A 16,872-nucleotide genomic window follows, 5' to 3' on the forward strand; every position below is an offset into this window, starting at 1 on the left:
ATGGAACATTTAGTGGCACTGCGCCGCGATCTGCATGCGCACCCGGAGCTGGGCTTTCAGGAGCAGCGCACCAGCGACATCGTGGCGAATTTCCTGCAACAGCTGGGCATTGAAGTGCATCGCGGTATCGGTAAAACCGGCGTGGTCGGGATACTGAAGAAGGGCAGCAGTGAACGCATGATCGGCCTGCGCGCCGACATGGATGCGCTGCCGATGCAGGATCAGAGCGGCACCGACTGGCAAAGCCAGGCAGAGCAGGTGAGTCACGCCTGCGGCCACGACGGTCACACCGTGATGCTGCTGGGGGCCGCTGAAAAACTGGTGCGCGATGTCAGCTTTGACGGCCGCGTCTGTTTTATCTTCCAGCCCGCCGAAGAGGGTCTGGCAGGCGCGAAAGCGATGATCGATGACGGCCTCTTCAGCCGCTTCCCCTGCGAAGCAGTCTACGCCATTCATAACTGGCCGGAACTGCCGCTCGGGCAGGTACAGACCCGGCCCGGCGCCATCATGGCGGCGGCTGACCGCTTTGATATCCGGGTGCTGGGCGGAGGCGGTCACGCCGCACAGCCTCACCTGACTCACGATACGCTGCTGGCGACCAGTGAGCTGGTGGTGCAGCTGAATACGCTGGTCTCGCGCGCCCTGGATCCGTGCGAAACGGCACTGCTCACCGTCACCCGGATGCAGGGCGGTTTTTCGCACAACATGATCCCGGCAGAGGCAAATATCACCGGCACGGTGCGCACTTTCAGCCCGGCGGCGCAGAATACGATTGAAACGCGGCTGCGCCAGATGGCGGAGCACATCACCGCCGCCCATGGCCTGCGCACAGAAGTGAACTATCTGCGTTACTACCCGGCAACCCTTAACAGCGCGGCGGAAGCGCAGTTTTGCCTGGAGGCGCTGAAGCAGGCGGGCATTCCGGCGGAGGCCGCGCCCAGACCCGCGCTCACGTCGGAAGATTTTGCTTTTATGTTGCAGGCGCGGCCCGGTGCCTATCTGTGGCTGGGATCGGCACCCTGCAAGCCGCTGCACCATGCTGCTTATGACTTCAACGATGCGCTGATCCCGCATGGCATTAACGTTTTTGTCACGCTGATTCGCCAGGCGCTGGCAGAGAAATTTCCCTGCTGAATGCAGCGGGATTTTGACAGGAAATGCCGCTGCCCGGGCAATTACGGCAGCGTGAGAAACCAGCAGATTGCGATACTTGAACCAACCGAACGATACGTGGATGAGGGTTTAAAATGCAGAATGTCATGGCAGAACAGCAAGCATATTCCGATAACAGCCTGTTACTGGATGCACGCGAGCAGAATGTGCCGCGCGGTGTCGTTACCGCCCATCCGCTGGTGATCGAACGCGCCAGAGGCAGTGAAGTGTGGGATGTGGAGGGTAATCGCTATCTCGACTTTGTCGGCGGGATTGGCGTGCTGAACGTCGGCCACAATCACCCGGCGGTGGTCAATGCGGTGACCCGCCAGCTCGGTCTGGTGTCTCACGCCTGTTTTCAGGTGGTGGCTTATCCGGGCTACATCGAGCTGGCGCAGCGGCTGAACAAACTGGTCGGTGGCGATGAAGCGTATAAAAGCGTCTTCTTCACCAGCGGCGCTGAAGCGGTAGAAAACGCGGTGAAGATTGCCCGCTCACACACTCAGCGCCCCGGCATCATTGCTTTTGATGGGGCATTTCATGGACGCACCCTGCTGGGGGTCACCCTGACCGGCATGTCCGCGCCTTACAAACAGAACTTTGGCCCGTTCCCTGGCGATATCTACCGTCTGCCGTTCCCGAACCCGCTGCACGGCATTACCGAAGCAGACTGCCTGAAGGCGATGGATCAGCTGTTCGCGGTGCAGATCCTGCCGGAGCGCGTCGCGGCCATTATCATCGAACCCGTGCAGGGCGATGGCGGCTTCCTGCCCGCCGGGCCAGCCTTTATGCAGGCGTTACGCCGTATCACCAGCCAGCACGGCATTCTGCTGATCTGTGATGAAGTGCAGTCCGGCTTTGGACGCACCGGCACGATGTTCGCCTTCCAGCAACTGGGAATCAAACCGGATTTAATCACCCTGGCGAAAAGCCTGGGTGGCGGGCTGCCGATTTCCGGCGTGGTGGGCCGTGCGGAGATCATGGATGCGCCGACACCCGGCGGGTTAGGCGGCACCTACGGCGGTAATGCGCTGGGCTGTGCGGCGGCGCTGGCGGTACTGGATCTGTTTGAGCATGAGAACCTGCTGCAGCGATCCTGTCAGCTCGGTGAACAGCTCAATGCCCGTCTGCGACAGCTGGCAGATAAATATGCCTGCATTGGTGATGTGCGCGGCGTGGGCTTTATGCAGGCGGTGGAAATTCTCGACTTCGAAACCGGCCGTCCGGATGCGGCGCTGACCCAGAAGATCCTCGACAGTGCCTGTCAGGAAGGATTGCTGCTGATCAAATGCGGCCTGCATCGCAACACCATCCGCTTCCTGGCGCCGCTGGTGACTACCGACTCACAGCTGGAAGAGGCGTTGCATATCTTTGATATTGCGCTGGCGCGAGCCACAGGACGGTTGGGTTAAACCTGTATTCCTCATTGATTTTGTTAAAGTAATTTTAAAACCTCCCGGTGGTATAACCACTGCGAAGCGCTGGCGCGTTTACGGTAAAGCGTGTTATATCTTCGGGAGGTTCTGAACATTTGATTAAGCGCCTGGCCCGACAGGCTCTGACAATGAGGGGGGTGCTATGAACGGCTTAATGAAACTCGACCGCATCGACATCAACATCCTGGTGCAACTCCAGAAAGATGGCCGTATCAGCAATGTTAACCTCGCCGACGCCGTAGGCCTTTCGCCCAGTCCCTGTCTTCAACGGGTCAAACGTCTGGAACAGGCTGGTTTTATCACCGGTTATGAAGCGCACATTAATCTCACCCGCATTACCGATTCGGTGACCGTTTTTACCGAAGTCACCCTGTCCGGCCACCGCCGCGAAGATTTCATGAAATTCGAAAGTGCAATGCGCGACGTTGATGAGCTGATGGAGTGCCATCTGATCACCGGCGGCTATGACTATCTGCTGCGCTTTATTACCCGCAGCATTGAACACTACCAGGAAGTGATTGAGAAGATGCTGGATGCGCAGATCGGCATCGACAAGTACTTCAGTTATATCGTGATTAAATCCCCCATCATGAAAAGCAGCGTGCCGCTGCGATCGTTGATCAGCAAGCACAACTCAGTGGAGTTCGGCGCATAACAGTCGGTCGCCCCTCTTTCACGTTCACCGGAGAGAGGGCCGTCACCGCTGTCCCGCTTTGTCACTGCTTTTTAGCTTTACCCCTTCACCTTGTTTACCGCTTAAATCTGCCCGATTCTCCTCAGCATAAAATTTCTTTCCGCTGCCAAATTCAACGGCTGTGCCAGGTTTTGTGGCGCGCTACAGCCTCAACCGTCGGGCAAACCCTTTTACACTGTTTTCAACCGATACAAGGAGTTGTCATGGACTCATTACAGATTGCTGACCAGCAGTGGCAGCGCGATGCGTTCACTGTCTCGACCGATCGCCAGCGGCTCGACCTGGACTGGATCCATGTCCAGCTGGCGGAAAAGTCTTACTGGGCTAAAGGCCAGCCGCAGGCCAAAACTGTGCGGGCGATTGCCGGTTCGCTGCCGTTTGGCCTCTATCACCAGCAGGCGCAGGTTGGCTTTGCCCGACTGATCACTGACTACACCCGTTTTGGCTGGTTGTGCGACGTGATCATTGATGAACACTGGCGCGGTCACGGGCTGGGCAGCTGGCTGGCGACCTGCGTCCGTGAACATCCGGAGCTGCAAACGGTGCATCGCTGGATGCTGTCAACCCAGGATGCCCATCAGGTCTATCAGCGGCTTGGCTGGCGTGTGGTGCAACATCCCGGAACGCTGATGGAATTTCCCCCTTCCTGACACTGGAGTTAACCCGATATGCGATACCGCGTTGGCGTGGATATTGGCGGATCTTTTACCGATTTCGCCGTGCTCGATCAGCAAACTAACCAGATCCACACACTGAAAGTTCTGTCGCGCCCGGACAAGCCCGGCAGTGAAATCGTGACCGGGCTGGCGCAGTTTCAGCAGCATCAGGGCATCGATCCCGCTGAGATTGGCTACTTCACCCACGGCACCACGGTAGGCATTAACGCCGTGATCCAGCGGCGCGGCGTGCGGCTGGCGCTGTTCGCCACCGAGGGCTTCTGCGATGTGCTGGAGCTGGCCAGGCTGAAAATTCCGCATATCCATGACCTTTTCTCACGGCGTGCCGCACCGCTCATCACCCGCGACAGGGTATTTGCCATCCGTGAACGCAGCGATGCCCACGGCAACGTGCTGCAGCCGGTGGATCGTCAGAGCGTGCTCGACGCCATTGAGCAGGCACGCGCCGCAGGTTGTCAGAGCATTGTCGTGTCGCTGCTGCACAGCTACCGCAACCGGCACAATGAAGCGGCAGTAAAGGCAATTATCGACGAGGTTGCGCCTGAACTGCTGACCTCCTGTTCCGCCGATATCTGGCCAATTATCCGCGAATATGAACGCACCATCACCGCCACCATTAACGCCTACGTGCAGCCGATGGTCATTCACTACCTCGAATCTTTTGAGCAGGCACTGAAACAGCTCGGTGTGAAGCCGCCGCCGCGCATCACCAAATCCAACGGCGGGGTGATGGGCGTTGATCAGGCGAAACGGGAATGCGTGCAGATGGTGCTTTCCGGCACCGCCTCCGGGGTGATTGGCGCCAGCTATCTGGCCAGCGCCTGCGGTTTTGACAAAATTCTCAGCCTGGATATCGGCGGCACCAGCGCCGACGTGGCGGTGATCATCGATGGCAAAGTGGCGCAGGGCAACGGCGAAATTATCGGAGATTTTCCGATCTTCATTCCTTCTGTCGCCGTTACCTCGGTGGGTCAGGGCGGCGGCTCGCTGGCGTGGATTGATGGTCAGGGCGTATTGCAGATGGGGCCGGACAGTGCCGGTTCGCTGCCGGGTCCGGTCTGCTTCCAGCGCGGCGGGACCCAGCCTACCGCCACCGATGCCTTTGCCGCCTGCGGCATGATGGGCCACGGTGCGCTGGGGTATAACGCGGTCACTGTGGATGTCGCCGCAGCCTGTGCGGCCTGGCAGCCGCTGGCCAATGCGCTCGATATTTCCGTAGAGGAAACCGCTGAGACCGCTATCCAGCTGGCGATCTCCAGTATGTACAGCGATACCAGTGGTTTGCTGTCGCGCTTTGGCCTCGATCCGCGTGAATTCTGGTTCCTCGCTTTTGGCGGAGCGGGGCCGATGATGGGCTGTTTTCTCGCCCGCGAGCTGAACATGAAAGGGGTGATTGTGCCGCCGACGCCGGGCGTGCTGTCCGCGCTGGGCGGGCTGGTCGCGGACATCCGTAATGACTTTATTCGCACGCTCTACGGCGACCTGACGCCTGCGTTAGCCGACACCCTGGCCAGTGAAGCCGAAGCCTTGCAGCAGCGCGCCTGCGGCTGGCTGGCGCAGGAGCACGGCAGCGACATGCCCTACAGCCTGCAATTCAGCGCGGATATGCGCTATCGCGGTCAGTCGTTTGAGATCGACGTGACGCTGGAGGCGAGCTGGCTGACGCAGGCGGATTTCCCAGCGCTGCATGACGCTTTTGACCGCCAGCACCAGCAGCTGTTTGGTCACTGCGATCCGCAGGCGCCGGTGCAACTGATCAACCTGCGGCTGGTCATTACCTCACCGACGCCAAAACCGGTGATTAACCGGCTGGATCCGGCCACAGAACCGGTACCGGTACTGAAGCAGACCCGGGCGTGGATGGATGGCGGCTGGCATCAGGTGGATTTAGTGCTGCGTTCGGTACTGCGTGCCGGGCATCAGATTGAGGGTCCGGTCATCATCGCCCAGGATGACTGCACCACCTGTGTGCCGCCCGGTATGGGCGTCACGGTCGATTCATTCGGTAATCTGCTGATCACGGCGAGCGAGGCATAACATGGCGATTGATGGACGTAATTTACAGATCCTGGCGAACTACTGCGCCGCCGCTGCCGATGCGATGGCCTTTACCCTGATGCGCACCGCACACTCGACGTTTGTTAAAGAGACGGAAGATTTCTCCTGCCAGATTGTCAGCCGCAGCGGGCTGGCATTTGCCTCGCCACGCAGCTTCGGCGCGCCCTGGTACAGCGGCATCGACTATGCGCCGGTGCTGGCGCTGATAGAAGAGTACGCCGACGGCGATATCTGCATCACTAACGACGCCTACGCCGGGAACGTCGCGACGCATTCGCCCGACATCCACATCTGGAAACCGGTGTTCCACCAGGGCGAAATCGTCTGCTTCGTGGTCGGTCATATTCATAACACCGACGTCGGCGGCGCGGTGCCTGCCTCGCTGTCGCGCTCGCTGACCGATATCGTGCAGGAGGGGATCCGTATTCCACCGCTGAAGATCATGCGTCAGGGTCAGCTCAACGAAGAGGTCGCCAGTATCATGCGCCTCAATGTGCGGGTGCCGGATCAGAACTGGGGCGATTTCAAGGCACAGCTGGCCTCGGTGAACGTGGGCGAGCGCAAAATTCATGACATCATCGCCCGCTTTGGCATCGATGATTTCCTGCAGGGCATCGAGGGCATTCTCGATTATGCCGAAGCGCAGGCGCGCAGCATTATCAGTACCATTCCCGACGGCGAATACTTTTATGCCGACTACGCCGATGAAGATGGCGAGGGCGGCTATCCCTGTCGTATTGCAATTACTCTGCGGGTGCAGGGGGAGCAACTGGAGCTGGACTACACCGGCAGCGACCCGCAGCTGGCCTCGTCACTTAACATGCCGACCGGCGGCCGTGAACGGCATCCGCTGGCGCTGGTGGGCGTCACTTATGTGCTCTCCACACTTGATCGTTCGCTGCTGCTGAACGCGGGAACACTGCGACCGACCCGGGCGATCCTGCCGCCCGGTACGGTGATGAATTGTGAAGCACCGGCGGCGGTGGGGATGCGCTCGCTGACCTGTGCGCTGTCGCAGATCGCCACTGTCGGCGTCTTCTCGCTGGCGATGCCGGACCGTCTGCCTGCGAATTCACCGGGCGGCAACTCCATCATGAACATTCGTACCCAGACGCAGAACCGGAGTGTGGTCGCCTCGCTGGGCCCGGTGGGCGGTGGCGCGGGCGGCACGCCGCGTCACGACGGGCCTGATGGCTCTGGCGGGCTTTCTGCTTTCCTGAAAAATACCCCGATTGAGATCAACGAAGCGGAAGTGCCGATTCGCTTTCATCGCTACGGACTGGCGCAGGACAGTGCCGGCGCCGGTCGCTATCGCGGCGGCTTAGCGACCGAAATGTCATTCGAGATTTTCTCGCCCAATACCACCATTACCGCGCGCAACCGCAACCGGTCGGTATTTGCCTCGGCGGGTGTGGTGGGCGGACAGAGCGGGGCGCTGTCATATTTCCGGACCCGGCGTGACGGTGAGGTTATCAATCACGGCAACACTGACGTGATCCAATGCCAGCCAGGTGACGTGGTCGACGTGCGCGGACCCGGCGCGGGCGGTTACGGTTTGCCGTCGCAGCGCGAGATTGAGGCGGTCATGCAGGATGTCCGTTGCGGCTATCTCAGCGTCGCGGCAGCCAGGGCGCAGTATGGCGTGGTGGTAACAGATAACCGCGTGGATCAGGCGGCAACAGCGCGCCTGCGCGCCGCCATGCCGCAGCAGGCCGCGCATCATTTTGAGCACGGCGAAGCACGACGTCGCTTCGAAACGCTCTGGACACCACAGCGGTATCACTTACTTACCCTTTTTCTTGCGGAAGCGCCGGTAAGCTGGCGTCACTTCCTGAAAACCCAGATATTCCGGGCGGTGGCGGAGACAGGCGAAACGGCGGATATGAATCAAATATTCAGTGCGTTGCGTCAGCGATATCCGGCAATGTCGAACAATTAAGAGTCCTGGTGCATCGTCTACTACGCTTTAAGTCTGCATGGACTACAAGGGACAACGCGACGATGAGCATGAAAACCAGTGATTTTTTTGTCCAGCGCCTGAAAGAGTGGGGCGTCACACGTATTTACGGCTATCCGGGAGACGGGATCAACGGCGTGCTGGGGGCCATTCAGCGCGCTAACGCCAAAGGCGATGGCATCGAATTTATTCAGGTGCGCCACGAAGAGATGGCTGCCTTTATGGCGGCCGGGCATGCCAAATTCACCGGAGAGCTGGGCGTCTGCCTTTCTACGGGCGGGCCGGGCGCAACCCATCTGCTGACCGGACTCTATGACGCCAAAATGGATCACGCCCCGGTACTGGCGATTGCCGGACAGGCGGAAGCGACCGCACGGGGAGCCAGTTATCAGCAGGAGATGAACCTGGATCGCATCTTCTCGGACGTGGCTAACTTTGTTCAGGAAGCCTCAACCCCGACGCAGGTGCGTCATCTGCTGGACCGTGGCGTGCGCATCGCCAAAGCGCAAAATGGCGTGGCGGTGATCATCATCCCTAAAGATATTCAGGATGAAGAGTGGCAGCCCCCGCAGCATCTGCACGGCTTCACCCATTCCGGCAGCGGCTATCAGCGTCCCAAAGTTATTCCTTACGAGGCGGATCTGCAACGCGCCGCCCAGGTGCTCAACGCCGGCAAAAAAGTGGCGATTCTGATTGGCGCAGGCGCACGCAACGCCGCTGTTGAAGTGGTGCAGGTTGCCAACGTGCTGGGCGCGGGTGTGGCAAAAGCACTGCTCGGCAAAGATGTACTGCCAGACGACGCGCCGTTTGTGACTGGCTCGATCGGTCTGCTGGGGACGAAGCCGTCGTCCGATTTAATGCAGAACTGCGACACCCTGTTAATGATTGGCAGCGGCTTCCCGTGGACGGAATTTCTGCCGGAAGAGGGCAAGGCACGTGCGGTGCAGATAGACATCGACCCCGCCATGCTGGGACTGCGCTATCCCAGCGAAGTGAACCTGCATGGCGATGCGGCAGAAACCCTGCGCGCGCTGCTGCCGCTACTGGAGCACAAAGAGGATCGCAGCTGGCAGGAGGATATTGCGGTTCAGGTACGTGACTGGTGGACGCTGATGGAAGAGCGTGCGATGGCACCGGCTAATCCGGTTAACCCGCAGCGGGTGGTGTGGGAGATGTCGCCACAACTCCCGGACAACGCCATTGTTACCTCGGATTCCGGCTCCTGCGCCAACTGGTTTGCCCGCGACTATCGGGTAAAACAGGGGCAGCGCGCTTCGCTCTCAGGCGGCCTGGCCTGTATGGGCGCGGCGGTGCCCTACGCGATTGCGGCTAAATTTGCGCACCCTGAAAAGCCGGTGGTGGCGCTGGTGGGTGACGGCGCAATGCAGATGAACAACATGGCCGAGCTGATCACCATTCAGAAATACTGGCAGCAGTGGGCCGATCCACGTCTGATCGTTTGCGTGTTCAACAACCAGGATCTTAATCAGGTTACCTGGGAGCAGCGCGTGATGGAGGGTAATCCCCGCTTCGATGCTTCTCAGCAGCTGCCGGACGTAAAGTATGCTGAGTTTGCGCAGTCGCTGGGGATGATCGGCATCTTTGTCGATAAGCCTGACGATCTGGCCGGTGCCTGGCAGCGTGCGCTCAGCGCCGATCGCCCGGTCCTGCTGGAGGTGAAAACCGATCCGGAAGTCGCCCCATTACCGCCACACATCACCTTTAAGCAGGCGAAAGCCTTTATGGCATCAATGGTGAAGGGTGATCGCGGCGCAGCGCAGATTATCAGCGACACCGCCAGCCAGCTGTTTCATAAAAAGCATTAAGGGCTAAGTGGGGCGGTCGCGCCTCGCTAATCTTGATCCCCGGATGCTCTCGCGTCCGGGTCTTATCCCCCTAATCACACTCAACGGGAGTCTTGTTATGACTGCTCATTCCAGCCCTGTCTGGTTAATCTCGGGATGTTCGACCGGTTTTGGTCGTGAACTGGCGCAGCAGACCATCGCGCGTGGCTTTAAGGTCGTCGTCACGGCGCGTGACACTTCGTCCATTGCCGATCTGGTTGAAGGACACGACAACGCACTGGCGGTGGCGCTGGATGTGACCCAGCAGGCGAGCATCGACCAGGCCGTCAAAGCGGCAATTGACACGTTCGGCACCCTTGATGTGCTGGTGAATAATGCCGGTTACGGTTACCAGAGTTCGGTGGAAGAGGGTGTGGAAAGCGAAATCCGCGCGCAGTTCGATGCCAACGTTTTCGGCCTGTTTGCCCTGACCCGCGCCGTGCTGCCCGCCATGAGAAAGGCGCGCAGCGGTCACGTCATCAACATTACCTCGGTGGCAGGCTTAATAGGTTTTGCCAGCTCAGGCTACTACTCTGCCAGCAAACATGCGGTGGAGGGCTGGTCCGATTCGCTGGCGCTGGAAGCCGGTCCGCTGGGTATTCACGTTACCTGTGTCGAACCTGGTCCGTTCCGCACCGACTGGGCCGGACGCTCACTGCATCAGACGCCGAGCACGCTCCCGGACTATGCAGAGACAGCTGCTGCGCGAATGAAAGCAACGTCCGAATACAGTGGCACTCAGAAAGGCGATCCCGCACGGGCTGCCAGAGCAATGATCGCCATCACCGAACATGATAATCCGCCACGCCATCTGGTGATGGGCGCCTGGGGACATGAGGCCGTGACCAGCAAGCTCAAAGAGCGTCTGGCTGAGATCGACGCGTGGAAAAAGACGTCTGTGGAAACGGATTTTCCGGAATAGAGGTGAATGCACTGTGGTGGGCGGAAAGCCGTCTGCAGGTGAGTCTGAAGTTGATAAAAATACGAAAGGCCCGTTTATCGGGCCTTTAAGAGCTAAGCGCTGATTTTAGCTTTCTGCATTTCACGCGCATTCAGCTCTTTCAGCTTGCGGCGTAACAGGGCAGACGACGATCGTTTTTTCGACTGCGCTAGCTGGGCTTTAATGGCGGGCAGATCGGGCCTGGCCAGCCATTCAGCGACCAATAGTGTCCTTAACTCCTTATATCTGGTTTCGACCGGAGCCAAAGGGGTTGTTTCATCGTGTTTATTGTAAAACGACATAGCAAGCTCTCCCTGTAGTCACTACTTTATAAGCCCGGAAACAGTCCGGGATTAAAGGTTGCGGCGCTTTCTTTGGCAACCCTGTCCGGCGATTGTAGCGTAGTTCATTTTTTAACCCAAGCATCGCGTCGTAGATCTCCTCAAGGGGGGTGGGACGATTACGGTCAACAATCTCTCCTGACGCAGGCTGGAAAACAAAACCGCCAATAGAGAAGCTTTCATGGTGTGTTATTAACGCGAGTACTACGCTTTTTAAAACGACAGCACTACCTAATCCGGCAATGTTGATATGGCGGAAATCACCCAGGCATTCCAGGCCATCGAACACGTCAAAACAGACCTCAGCCAGGCCGTTAACCGGAAAGGAAATACCGGGTGGCATCCGGTATCCGATACGGGTAAAGGTCTGTTCATCTATCCGGTCGCCAACGATGACGGTGTAAGCCTCATTACCGACAACAAACACATAGCTGTGATAAACCTGGCGATCGTAAATGAATCTTTTTCGCCTGAACTCGAAGTTTTCAAGATACATATCTTCTTCAATGCGCACTTATCATCCCTGCCGCAGCCTATGAATCCCTGAGACTCGATTTTCAGTGCCTTCTCAGTAACATCAAATATCCATATTAAAAAGGTGGCTATTCATTCCAGCGTTTCAGCCGTTGTTGCTGATTATCGACATTGTTTTGTAAGCCAGCCCGCAAACCATTCAGCTGTTACGCACCCTTATCGCGCAGCCCTGCGCCATCACTGTGCTGAAAAAATAAACAGCGGCCCGCTTCTGACATCATAAGAATTCGATCTTGTATCCCAGCCCGTATTCCACCTGGCATCCCTGTCTCAGACCCGTACTTTGCGGCTATCTGGCACGCTTCATGCACTCGCTGACAGGTACACTTTTGGCGAGGTAATCCATGTTTGACTCCTTATTAGACGAAGATGCCACCACGATGGCCGCGCTGATCCGCAGCGGGGAGGTCTCAGCCTGCGAACTGACCGGGGCGGCGCTGGCGCGGATGGCGCGGCGGGAGCCGGCAATACAGGCCTTTTGTACGCCGACGCCGGAACGGGCGATGGAACAGGCCAGAGCCGTGGATGCCCGACGGGCACGCGGAGAAACACTGGGCGCGCTGGCGGGCGTACCGCTGGCGGTAAAAGATCTCATCTGCACCGCAAACGTCAGAACCACCTCCGGTTCGGCGGCGTACAAAGTGTTCGTCCCGGAAGATGACGACATCACGGTGGAACGCCTGCTGGCCGCAGACGCTATTCTGCTGGGCAAAACCACCGCACCGGAATTTGGCTACAGCGGAGTCGGACACAATCCGCTGTTTCCGTCGCCACGCAATCCCTGGAATCTGGCGATGACGCCAGGCGGGTCCAGCGCCGGATCGGGTGCAGCGGTAGCGGCGCGGCTCTGCCCGATTGCGCTGGGCAGCGACGGCGGCGGCTCGGTACGTATTCCGGCGGCGCACTGCGGTATTTTTGGCTTCAAGGCGTCGATGGGCCGGGTGCCGCTGTGGCCCGGCTGTCGTGATGAACGCTACCCAGGCGTATCAAGCTGGGAGTCGCTGGAGCATATCGGGCCGATGACGCGCAGCGTACGCGATGCCGCGCTGATGATGTCCCTGATGGCGGGGCCAGATATGCGCGACCGCCACTCTATTCCCTGCAGCGACGTTGACTGGCTGGGCGCAACGCAACATCTGCCCGGCAAACTCCGCATCGCCTTCAGCGCCGATTTTGGCTATGTGGCTGTTGACCCGGAAGTACGGGCGGTGGTCACCGCAGCGGTGAAGCATTTCGCCGCTGAAATCGGGGCAGAACTGGCGCTGGCCGATCCTGGCTTTCCCGATCCGGCTGCCGCGTTTGGCGCGCTGGTGGCGATGGAGAGCGATCTCACCGGCATGCGCCAGATGATGGCGGAGCAGGGCAGCGAGATGTCGCCGCATCTGGTCGCCATGCTGCAGCGCGACTGGCGGGCGGAAAACTTCACCGATGCTATCGCCACCCGCAAAGCGGTCAGCAACAGCCTGTGGCGCTTTATGCAGCGCTTTGATCTGTTGATCACCCCCACGCTGGCGGTGCCGCCGTTTCCGCTGGGGATGCAGGGACCGGAGATCATTGATGGCCGTATGGTCCGTAACGATCACTGGCTCTCATTCTGTTACCCGTTCAACTTCACCGGTCAGCCCGCCGCGTCTGTGCCCGCCGGTTTCACCGCCAGCGGCCTGCCTGTCGGTCTGCAGATTGTCGGACGTCATCTTGATGATGCTTTAGTGCTGGCTGCCAGTGCCGCTTTCGAGCGCATTCAGCCGTGGAATCACCTTCAACCCGGAATCGCCCAATGAAAACCTCTGATACACCTGCGCTGGAGCAGGAGTTTGAACATGAGCCGGTGCCGTTGTCGCATCGCCATTCAACCCGCTCCGTCTCGGCGGTCTGGTTTGGATTCCCGATGATCCTCACCAATGCGCTGTTTGGCGGCATCATTACCTGGCATCTGGGCTTCTGGCCCGCGCTGATCGCCATTCTGCTGGGCAACCTGGTGCTGTTCGCCTATGTCGGCGCGCTGAGCTGGTACGCCGGTAACAGCGGGATGAACTTTGCTTTACAGGCCAGACGCACCTTTGGCAGCAAAGGCTACATTCTTGTCTCGGGTTTTCTCTCGACAGTGGTGATCGGCTGGTATGCCTTCCAGACCGGCCTTACCGGCACGGTGATTAATCAGACCTTCGGCTGGAATGCGCTGGCGGTGACGGCCTTTGCCATGATCCTCTACACCGGCATCACGTTTCTGGGCGTGCGGGCGCTGTCGGTGCTGGGGATGATCGCCGCGCCGCTGTTTGTGGTGCTCGGGATGGTGGCACTGTGGCTGATCAGCAAACAGCACGACTTCTCCATCGTGACGCAATGGAAGGGCAGCGCCAGCGCCGCCGGGGCAATGAGTATGGGCACCGCCGTCACCATGGTGGTGGCCGGGTTTGCCGACTCCGGCACCATGACTGCTGACTTTACCCGCTGGTCGAAGAATGGGCGCTCGGCCGTGATCGCGGCGTTCTCTGCCTTCCCGGTCGCTAACGTCATCTCCTATCTGTTTGGCGTGGTGATTGTCGCAGTGGGCGCGGCGGTTGATCCCCTGTCCAGTGGCGGTAACTTCCTGCCGATGCTGATGGGGCACAACGCCTTCCTGTCGGTGGTGGCCTGCCTGTTTGTCTTTATCAATCTGGGGTCGGTTTGCACCCACTGCCTCTACAACGGCGCGGTGGGTTTCAGCCATCTGTTCAGCAGCAAAATGCGGCTCTGGACGCTGATTCTGGGCGCCATTGGCGGCGCGCTGGCGCTAGCGGGCGTCTGGTCTTACTTCCTGGCGTGGCTCAGCCTGCTGGGGATTGTGGTGCCGCCGTTTGGTGCGGTGATGATTGTGGATTTAATCTTTATGGCGCGCATCAGTGAGCAGCGTCCGGCGCAGCGTTTCCGTGGAACCGCGTTTGCGGCCTGGGCGATTGGCAGCCTGTGTGCGGTGATCGCCCATGTGGCTTTCCCGCAGTTCGGTGAAGCAGTGATTGGTCTGGTGACCGCCGCTATCAGCTACAGCGTGATCAGCAAAATGCGCATGCCGCGCCCGGTAATGGAGAACAGCAATGCCCGACTACAGCGTTAATTCAACACCCTACGCCTGGCCGTTTGATGGCCGCTTTACCCCGACTGACACGGCACTGATCGTGATTGATATGCAGACCGACTTCTGTGGCGTCGGCGGCTATGTTGATAGCATGGGTTATGACGTCAGCCTGACCCGCGCACCCATCGCCCCGTTGCAGCAGGTGCTGGCGGCAATGCGCGCCCGGCAGTTTCCAGTTATTCATACCCGCGAAGGGCACCGGCCCGATCTCAGCGATCTGCCCGCCAACAAACGCTGGCGCTCTCGCCGGATGAATGCGGGAATTGGCGATGTCGGACCGTGCGGCCGTATTCTGGTGCGCGGCGAGCCAGGCTGGGAGATTATTCCGGAACTGGCCCCGTTGCCGGGTGAAGTGGTCATTGATAAGCCGGGTAAGGGGTCGTTTTATGCCACCGATCTGGAGTTAATCCTGCGCAGTGGCGGCATCCGTAATCTTATCCTCACCGGTATTACCACCGATGTCTGTGTCCATACCACGCTGCGCGAAGCCAACGATCGCGGCTTTGAGTGCCTGGTGCTGTCCGATTGCTGCGCTGCAACCGAGCGGCGGCATCATGAGGCGGCGCTGAGCATGATTCATATGCAGGGCGGCATCTTTGGCGCGGTTGCCACCTCTGCCGCGTTACTGGATAGCCTGGGCATTTAACCTTTCTGGCGGATAACCTGAGCGTATCACTCCGCTCAGGCTATCCCTTAAGGCGGTGACACCTGTCTCTGTGTTTCCACGCCTTCTGCTGTGACCATCAGGCCCATGACGTGACCCGGCTTCACCACCGATTTAATAATCGCTACGGCGTTTTCCGCTACGCCGGGCGGTATAGTCCGACGGCTCTCTTCGGCAACCGAGGTAAATCCACCGCGTCACCACGCATTTCCAGCCAACTTCGTCGCTATGGTTCATACTCATGGGCGCTAAATGATTTACGAACGGATAACCGTGAAGACAACGGTTACTGAGTTTGTTACTTCGCTGACAGCCTGAGGTTGTCAGCTGACCAGAAGGGAAAATAATGCCATTGTTATTCGGTGAGTTATCTGGCTTCCCGTCATGGGTGCCTGTTGTATTACTCGTCTCGCTTTCGTTTATCCTGGGCTTCCTGGCCCGGCTTATCCTGCTTGCCTTTATCCGCTACTGGCAGATTCGTGACAGAAAGCTGTTCAAATCTCTTGAGAAGCACCTTAGCGGTTCCATGTTCTTTTTCGTTCCGCTATTAATGATCAATGTCGGGATTAACTACATTAACTTTCATCCTGAGTCGCTTGAGTTAATCACGAATATCATCAACGTCTTTATTATTATGTCATTCTGCTCGGTCCTGATACGGCTAACCAATGTGGCGCAGGATATGCTGTATATCCGCTACGACATTAATATCTCTAATAATCTGCGTGCACGTAAAATCCGTACGCAGATTATCTATGTCAAAAAAGTCGTTATTGTCATCCTTGTGCTGTTCTGTGTTTCTCTGATTCTGCTCAGTTTTCCCGGCGTCCGGAAATTCGGCACCACTATTCTGGCCGGTGCGGGTGTTGCCGGTATCATTATCGGGTTTGCCCTCCAGAAATCGCTGGTTAACCTGTTTGCCGGTATTCAGATCGCTTTTACCCAGCCCATCAAAATTGATGATGCGGTTGTGGTGGAAAAAGAGTGGGGCTGGATTGAGGAGATCAACCTGACTTATGTGGTGGTGCGCATCTGGGATCTGCGTCGGCTGGTACTGCCGATCACCTACTTTACGGAGAATCCGTTTCAGAACTGGACACGCAACAACGCCCAGATTTTAGGCTCAGTGTTTCTCTACGTGGATTACTCCATGCCGCTGGAGCCACTGCGCAGGCAGTTTGAAAAAGTCCTCAGTGAAACCAAACTCTGGGATGGGGAAACGTCCGTGCTTCAGGTGACTGACACCACTGAGAAAACAATGACCATCAGGATGCTGATGACCGCGCAGAACTCCCCAATTGCCTTTGATTTACGCTGCTACGTGCGGGAAAAGATGATTGAGTTTATTCAGCAGACTTACCCTGAAAGCCTGCCACAGGTCAGAGCCTCACTGACGGATAGCGGGGGTGAAAAATCAGCAAGGGCAATGGCTGAATAGCGGGGTTTAAGGTGCGGAACGG

At 58.4% G+C, this 16,872-nt stretch carries 14 protein-coding genes; 12 read left to right on the forward strand and 2 right to left on the reverse strand.

Annotation, left to right across the window (positions count from 1 at the left end; all coding sequences use genetic code 11):
• From ACR8BF_RS07355 to ACR8BF_RS07390, 8 genes are all read left to right on the forward strand, one after another.
• Entirely contained in the window at nucleotides 1-1,134 is a 1,134-nt protein-coding gene (locus ACR8BF_RS07355; RefSeq protein ID WP_434745801.1) for a M20 aminoacylase family protein, read from the forward strand.
• A 113-nt stretch (nucleotides 1,135-1,247) separates the two neighbouring features.
• A complete protein-coding gene (gene gabT / locus ACR8BF_RS07360) occupies nucleotides 1,248-2,564 on the forward strand; it encodes a 4-aminobutyrate--2-oxoglutarate transaminase (protein ID WP_003852389.1) in 1,317 nt (438 codons plus the stop codon).
• Nucleotides 2,565-2,730: 166 nt separating this feature from the next.
• On the forward strand, nucleotides 2,731-3,243 hold the full coding sequence (locus ACR8BF_RS07365) for an Lrp/AsnC family transcriptional regulator (RefSeq protein ID WP_090959808.1): 513 nt from the start codon (nucleotides 2,731-2,733) through the stop codon (nucleotides 3,241-3,243).
• A gap of 242 nt (nucleotides 3,244-3,485) precedes the next feature.
• Nucleotides 3,486-3,932, forward strand: coding sequence for a GNAT family N-acetyltransferase (locus tag ACR8BF_RS07370; RefSeq protein ID WP_292992227.1), 447 nt, complete (start codon nucleotides 3,486-3,488; stop codon nucleotides 3,930-3,932).
• An 18-nt stretch (nucleotides 3,933-3,950) separates the two neighbouring features.
• Nucleotides 3,951-5,996, forward strand: coding sequence for a hydantoinase/oxoprolinase family protein (locus tag ACR8BF_RS07375; protein WP_434745802.1), 2,046 nt, complete (start codon nucleotides 3,951-3,953; stop codon nucleotides 5,994-5,996).
• Nucleotide 5,997: 1 nt separating this feature from the next.
• Nucleotides 5,998-7,956 carry a hydantoinase B/oxoprolinase family protein gene (locus tag ACR8BF_RS07380; protein ID WP_434745803.1) on the forward strand — a complete coding sequence of 653 codons (1,959 nt, stop codon included), beginning with the start codon at nucleotides 5,998-6,000 and terminating at the stop codon, nucleotides 7,954-7,956.
• Between the two features lie 62 nt (nucleotides 7,957-8,018).
• Nucleotides 8,019-9,800, forward strand: coding sequence for a thiamine pyrophosphate-requiring protein (locus ACR8BF_RS07385; RefSeq protein WP_434745804.1), 1,782 nt, complete (start codon nucleotides 8,019-8,021; stop codon nucleotides 9,798-9,800).
• 97 nt (nucleotides 9,801-9,897) lie between these two features.
• Entirely contained in the window at nucleotides 9,898-10,740 is an 843-nt protein-coding gene (locus tag ACR8BF_RS07390; protein ID WP_179895398.1) for an oxidoreductase, read from the forward strand.
• 92 nt (nucleotides 10,741-10,832) lie between these two features.
• Here ACR8BF_RS07390 and ACR8BF_RS07395 read toward each other — a convergent pair whose 3' ends face one another.
• Together ACR8BF_RS07395 and ACR8BF_RS07400 are read right to left on the reverse strand one after the other, a co-directional pair.
• The gene (locus ACR8BF_RS07395) at nucleotides 10,833-11,060 is read right to left on the reverse strand and encodes a hypothetical protein (RefSeq protein ID WP_090959819.1); all 228 of its coding nucleotides are present in this window, start codon (nucleotides 11,058-11,060) and stop codon (nucleotides 10,833-10,835) included.
• Nucleotides 11,044-11,613: a hypothetical protein gene (locus ACR8BF_RS07400; protein ID WP_434745805.1), complete on the reverse strand. Its 570-nt coding sequence runs from the start codon at nucleotides 11,611-11,613 to the stop codon at nucleotides 11,044-11,046. The genes ACR8BF_RS07395 and ACR8BF_RS07400 overlap by 17 nt, the downstream gene beginning before the upstream one ends.
• Nucleotides 11,614-11,977: 364 nt before the next feature.
• Between ACR8BF_RS07400 and ACR8BF_RS07405 the strand changes: the two genes are divergently transcribed.
• The 4 genes from ACR8BF_RS07405 (at nucleotide 11,978) to ACR8BF_RS07420 (ending at nucleotide 16,850) form a co-directional block, all read left to right on the forward strand.
• Entirely contained in the window at nucleotides 11,978-13,414 is a 1,437-nt protein-coding gene (locus ACR8BF_RS07405) for an amidase (RefSeq protein ID WP_434745806.1), read from the forward strand.
• Nucleotides 13,411-14,727, forward strand: a complete 1,317-nt coding sequence (locus ACR8BF_RS07410; protein ID WP_179895402.1) for a purine-cytosine permease family protein — start codon at nucleotides 13,411-13,413, stop codon at nucleotides 14,725-14,727. The genes ACR8BF_RS07405 and ACR8BF_RS07410 overlap by 4 nt, the downstream gene beginning before the upstream one ends.
• On the forward strand, nucleotides 14,708-15,394 hold the full coding sequence (biuH, locus tag ACR8BF_RS07415) for a biuret amidohydrolase (protein ID WP_434745807.1): 687 nt from the start codon (nucleotides 14,708-14,710) through the stop codon (nucleotides 15,392-15,394). The genes ACR8BF_RS07410 and biuH overlap by 20 nt, the downstream gene beginning before the upstream one ends.
• A gap of 364 nt (nucleotides 15,395-15,758) precedes the next feature.
• Entirely contained in the window at nucleotides 15,759-16,850 is a 1,092-nt protein-coding gene (locus tag ACR8BF_RS07420; protein WP_179895405.1) for a mechanosensitive ion channel family protein, read from the forward strand.
• Nucleotides 16,851-16,872: the final 22 nt, after the last annotated feature.

Source organism: Candidatus Pantoea rara (assembly GCF_051136265.1).
GTDB classification, from domain to species: Bacteria; Pseudomonadota; Gammaproteobacteria; order Enterobacterales; family Enterobacteriaceae; genus Pantoea; species Pantoea rara.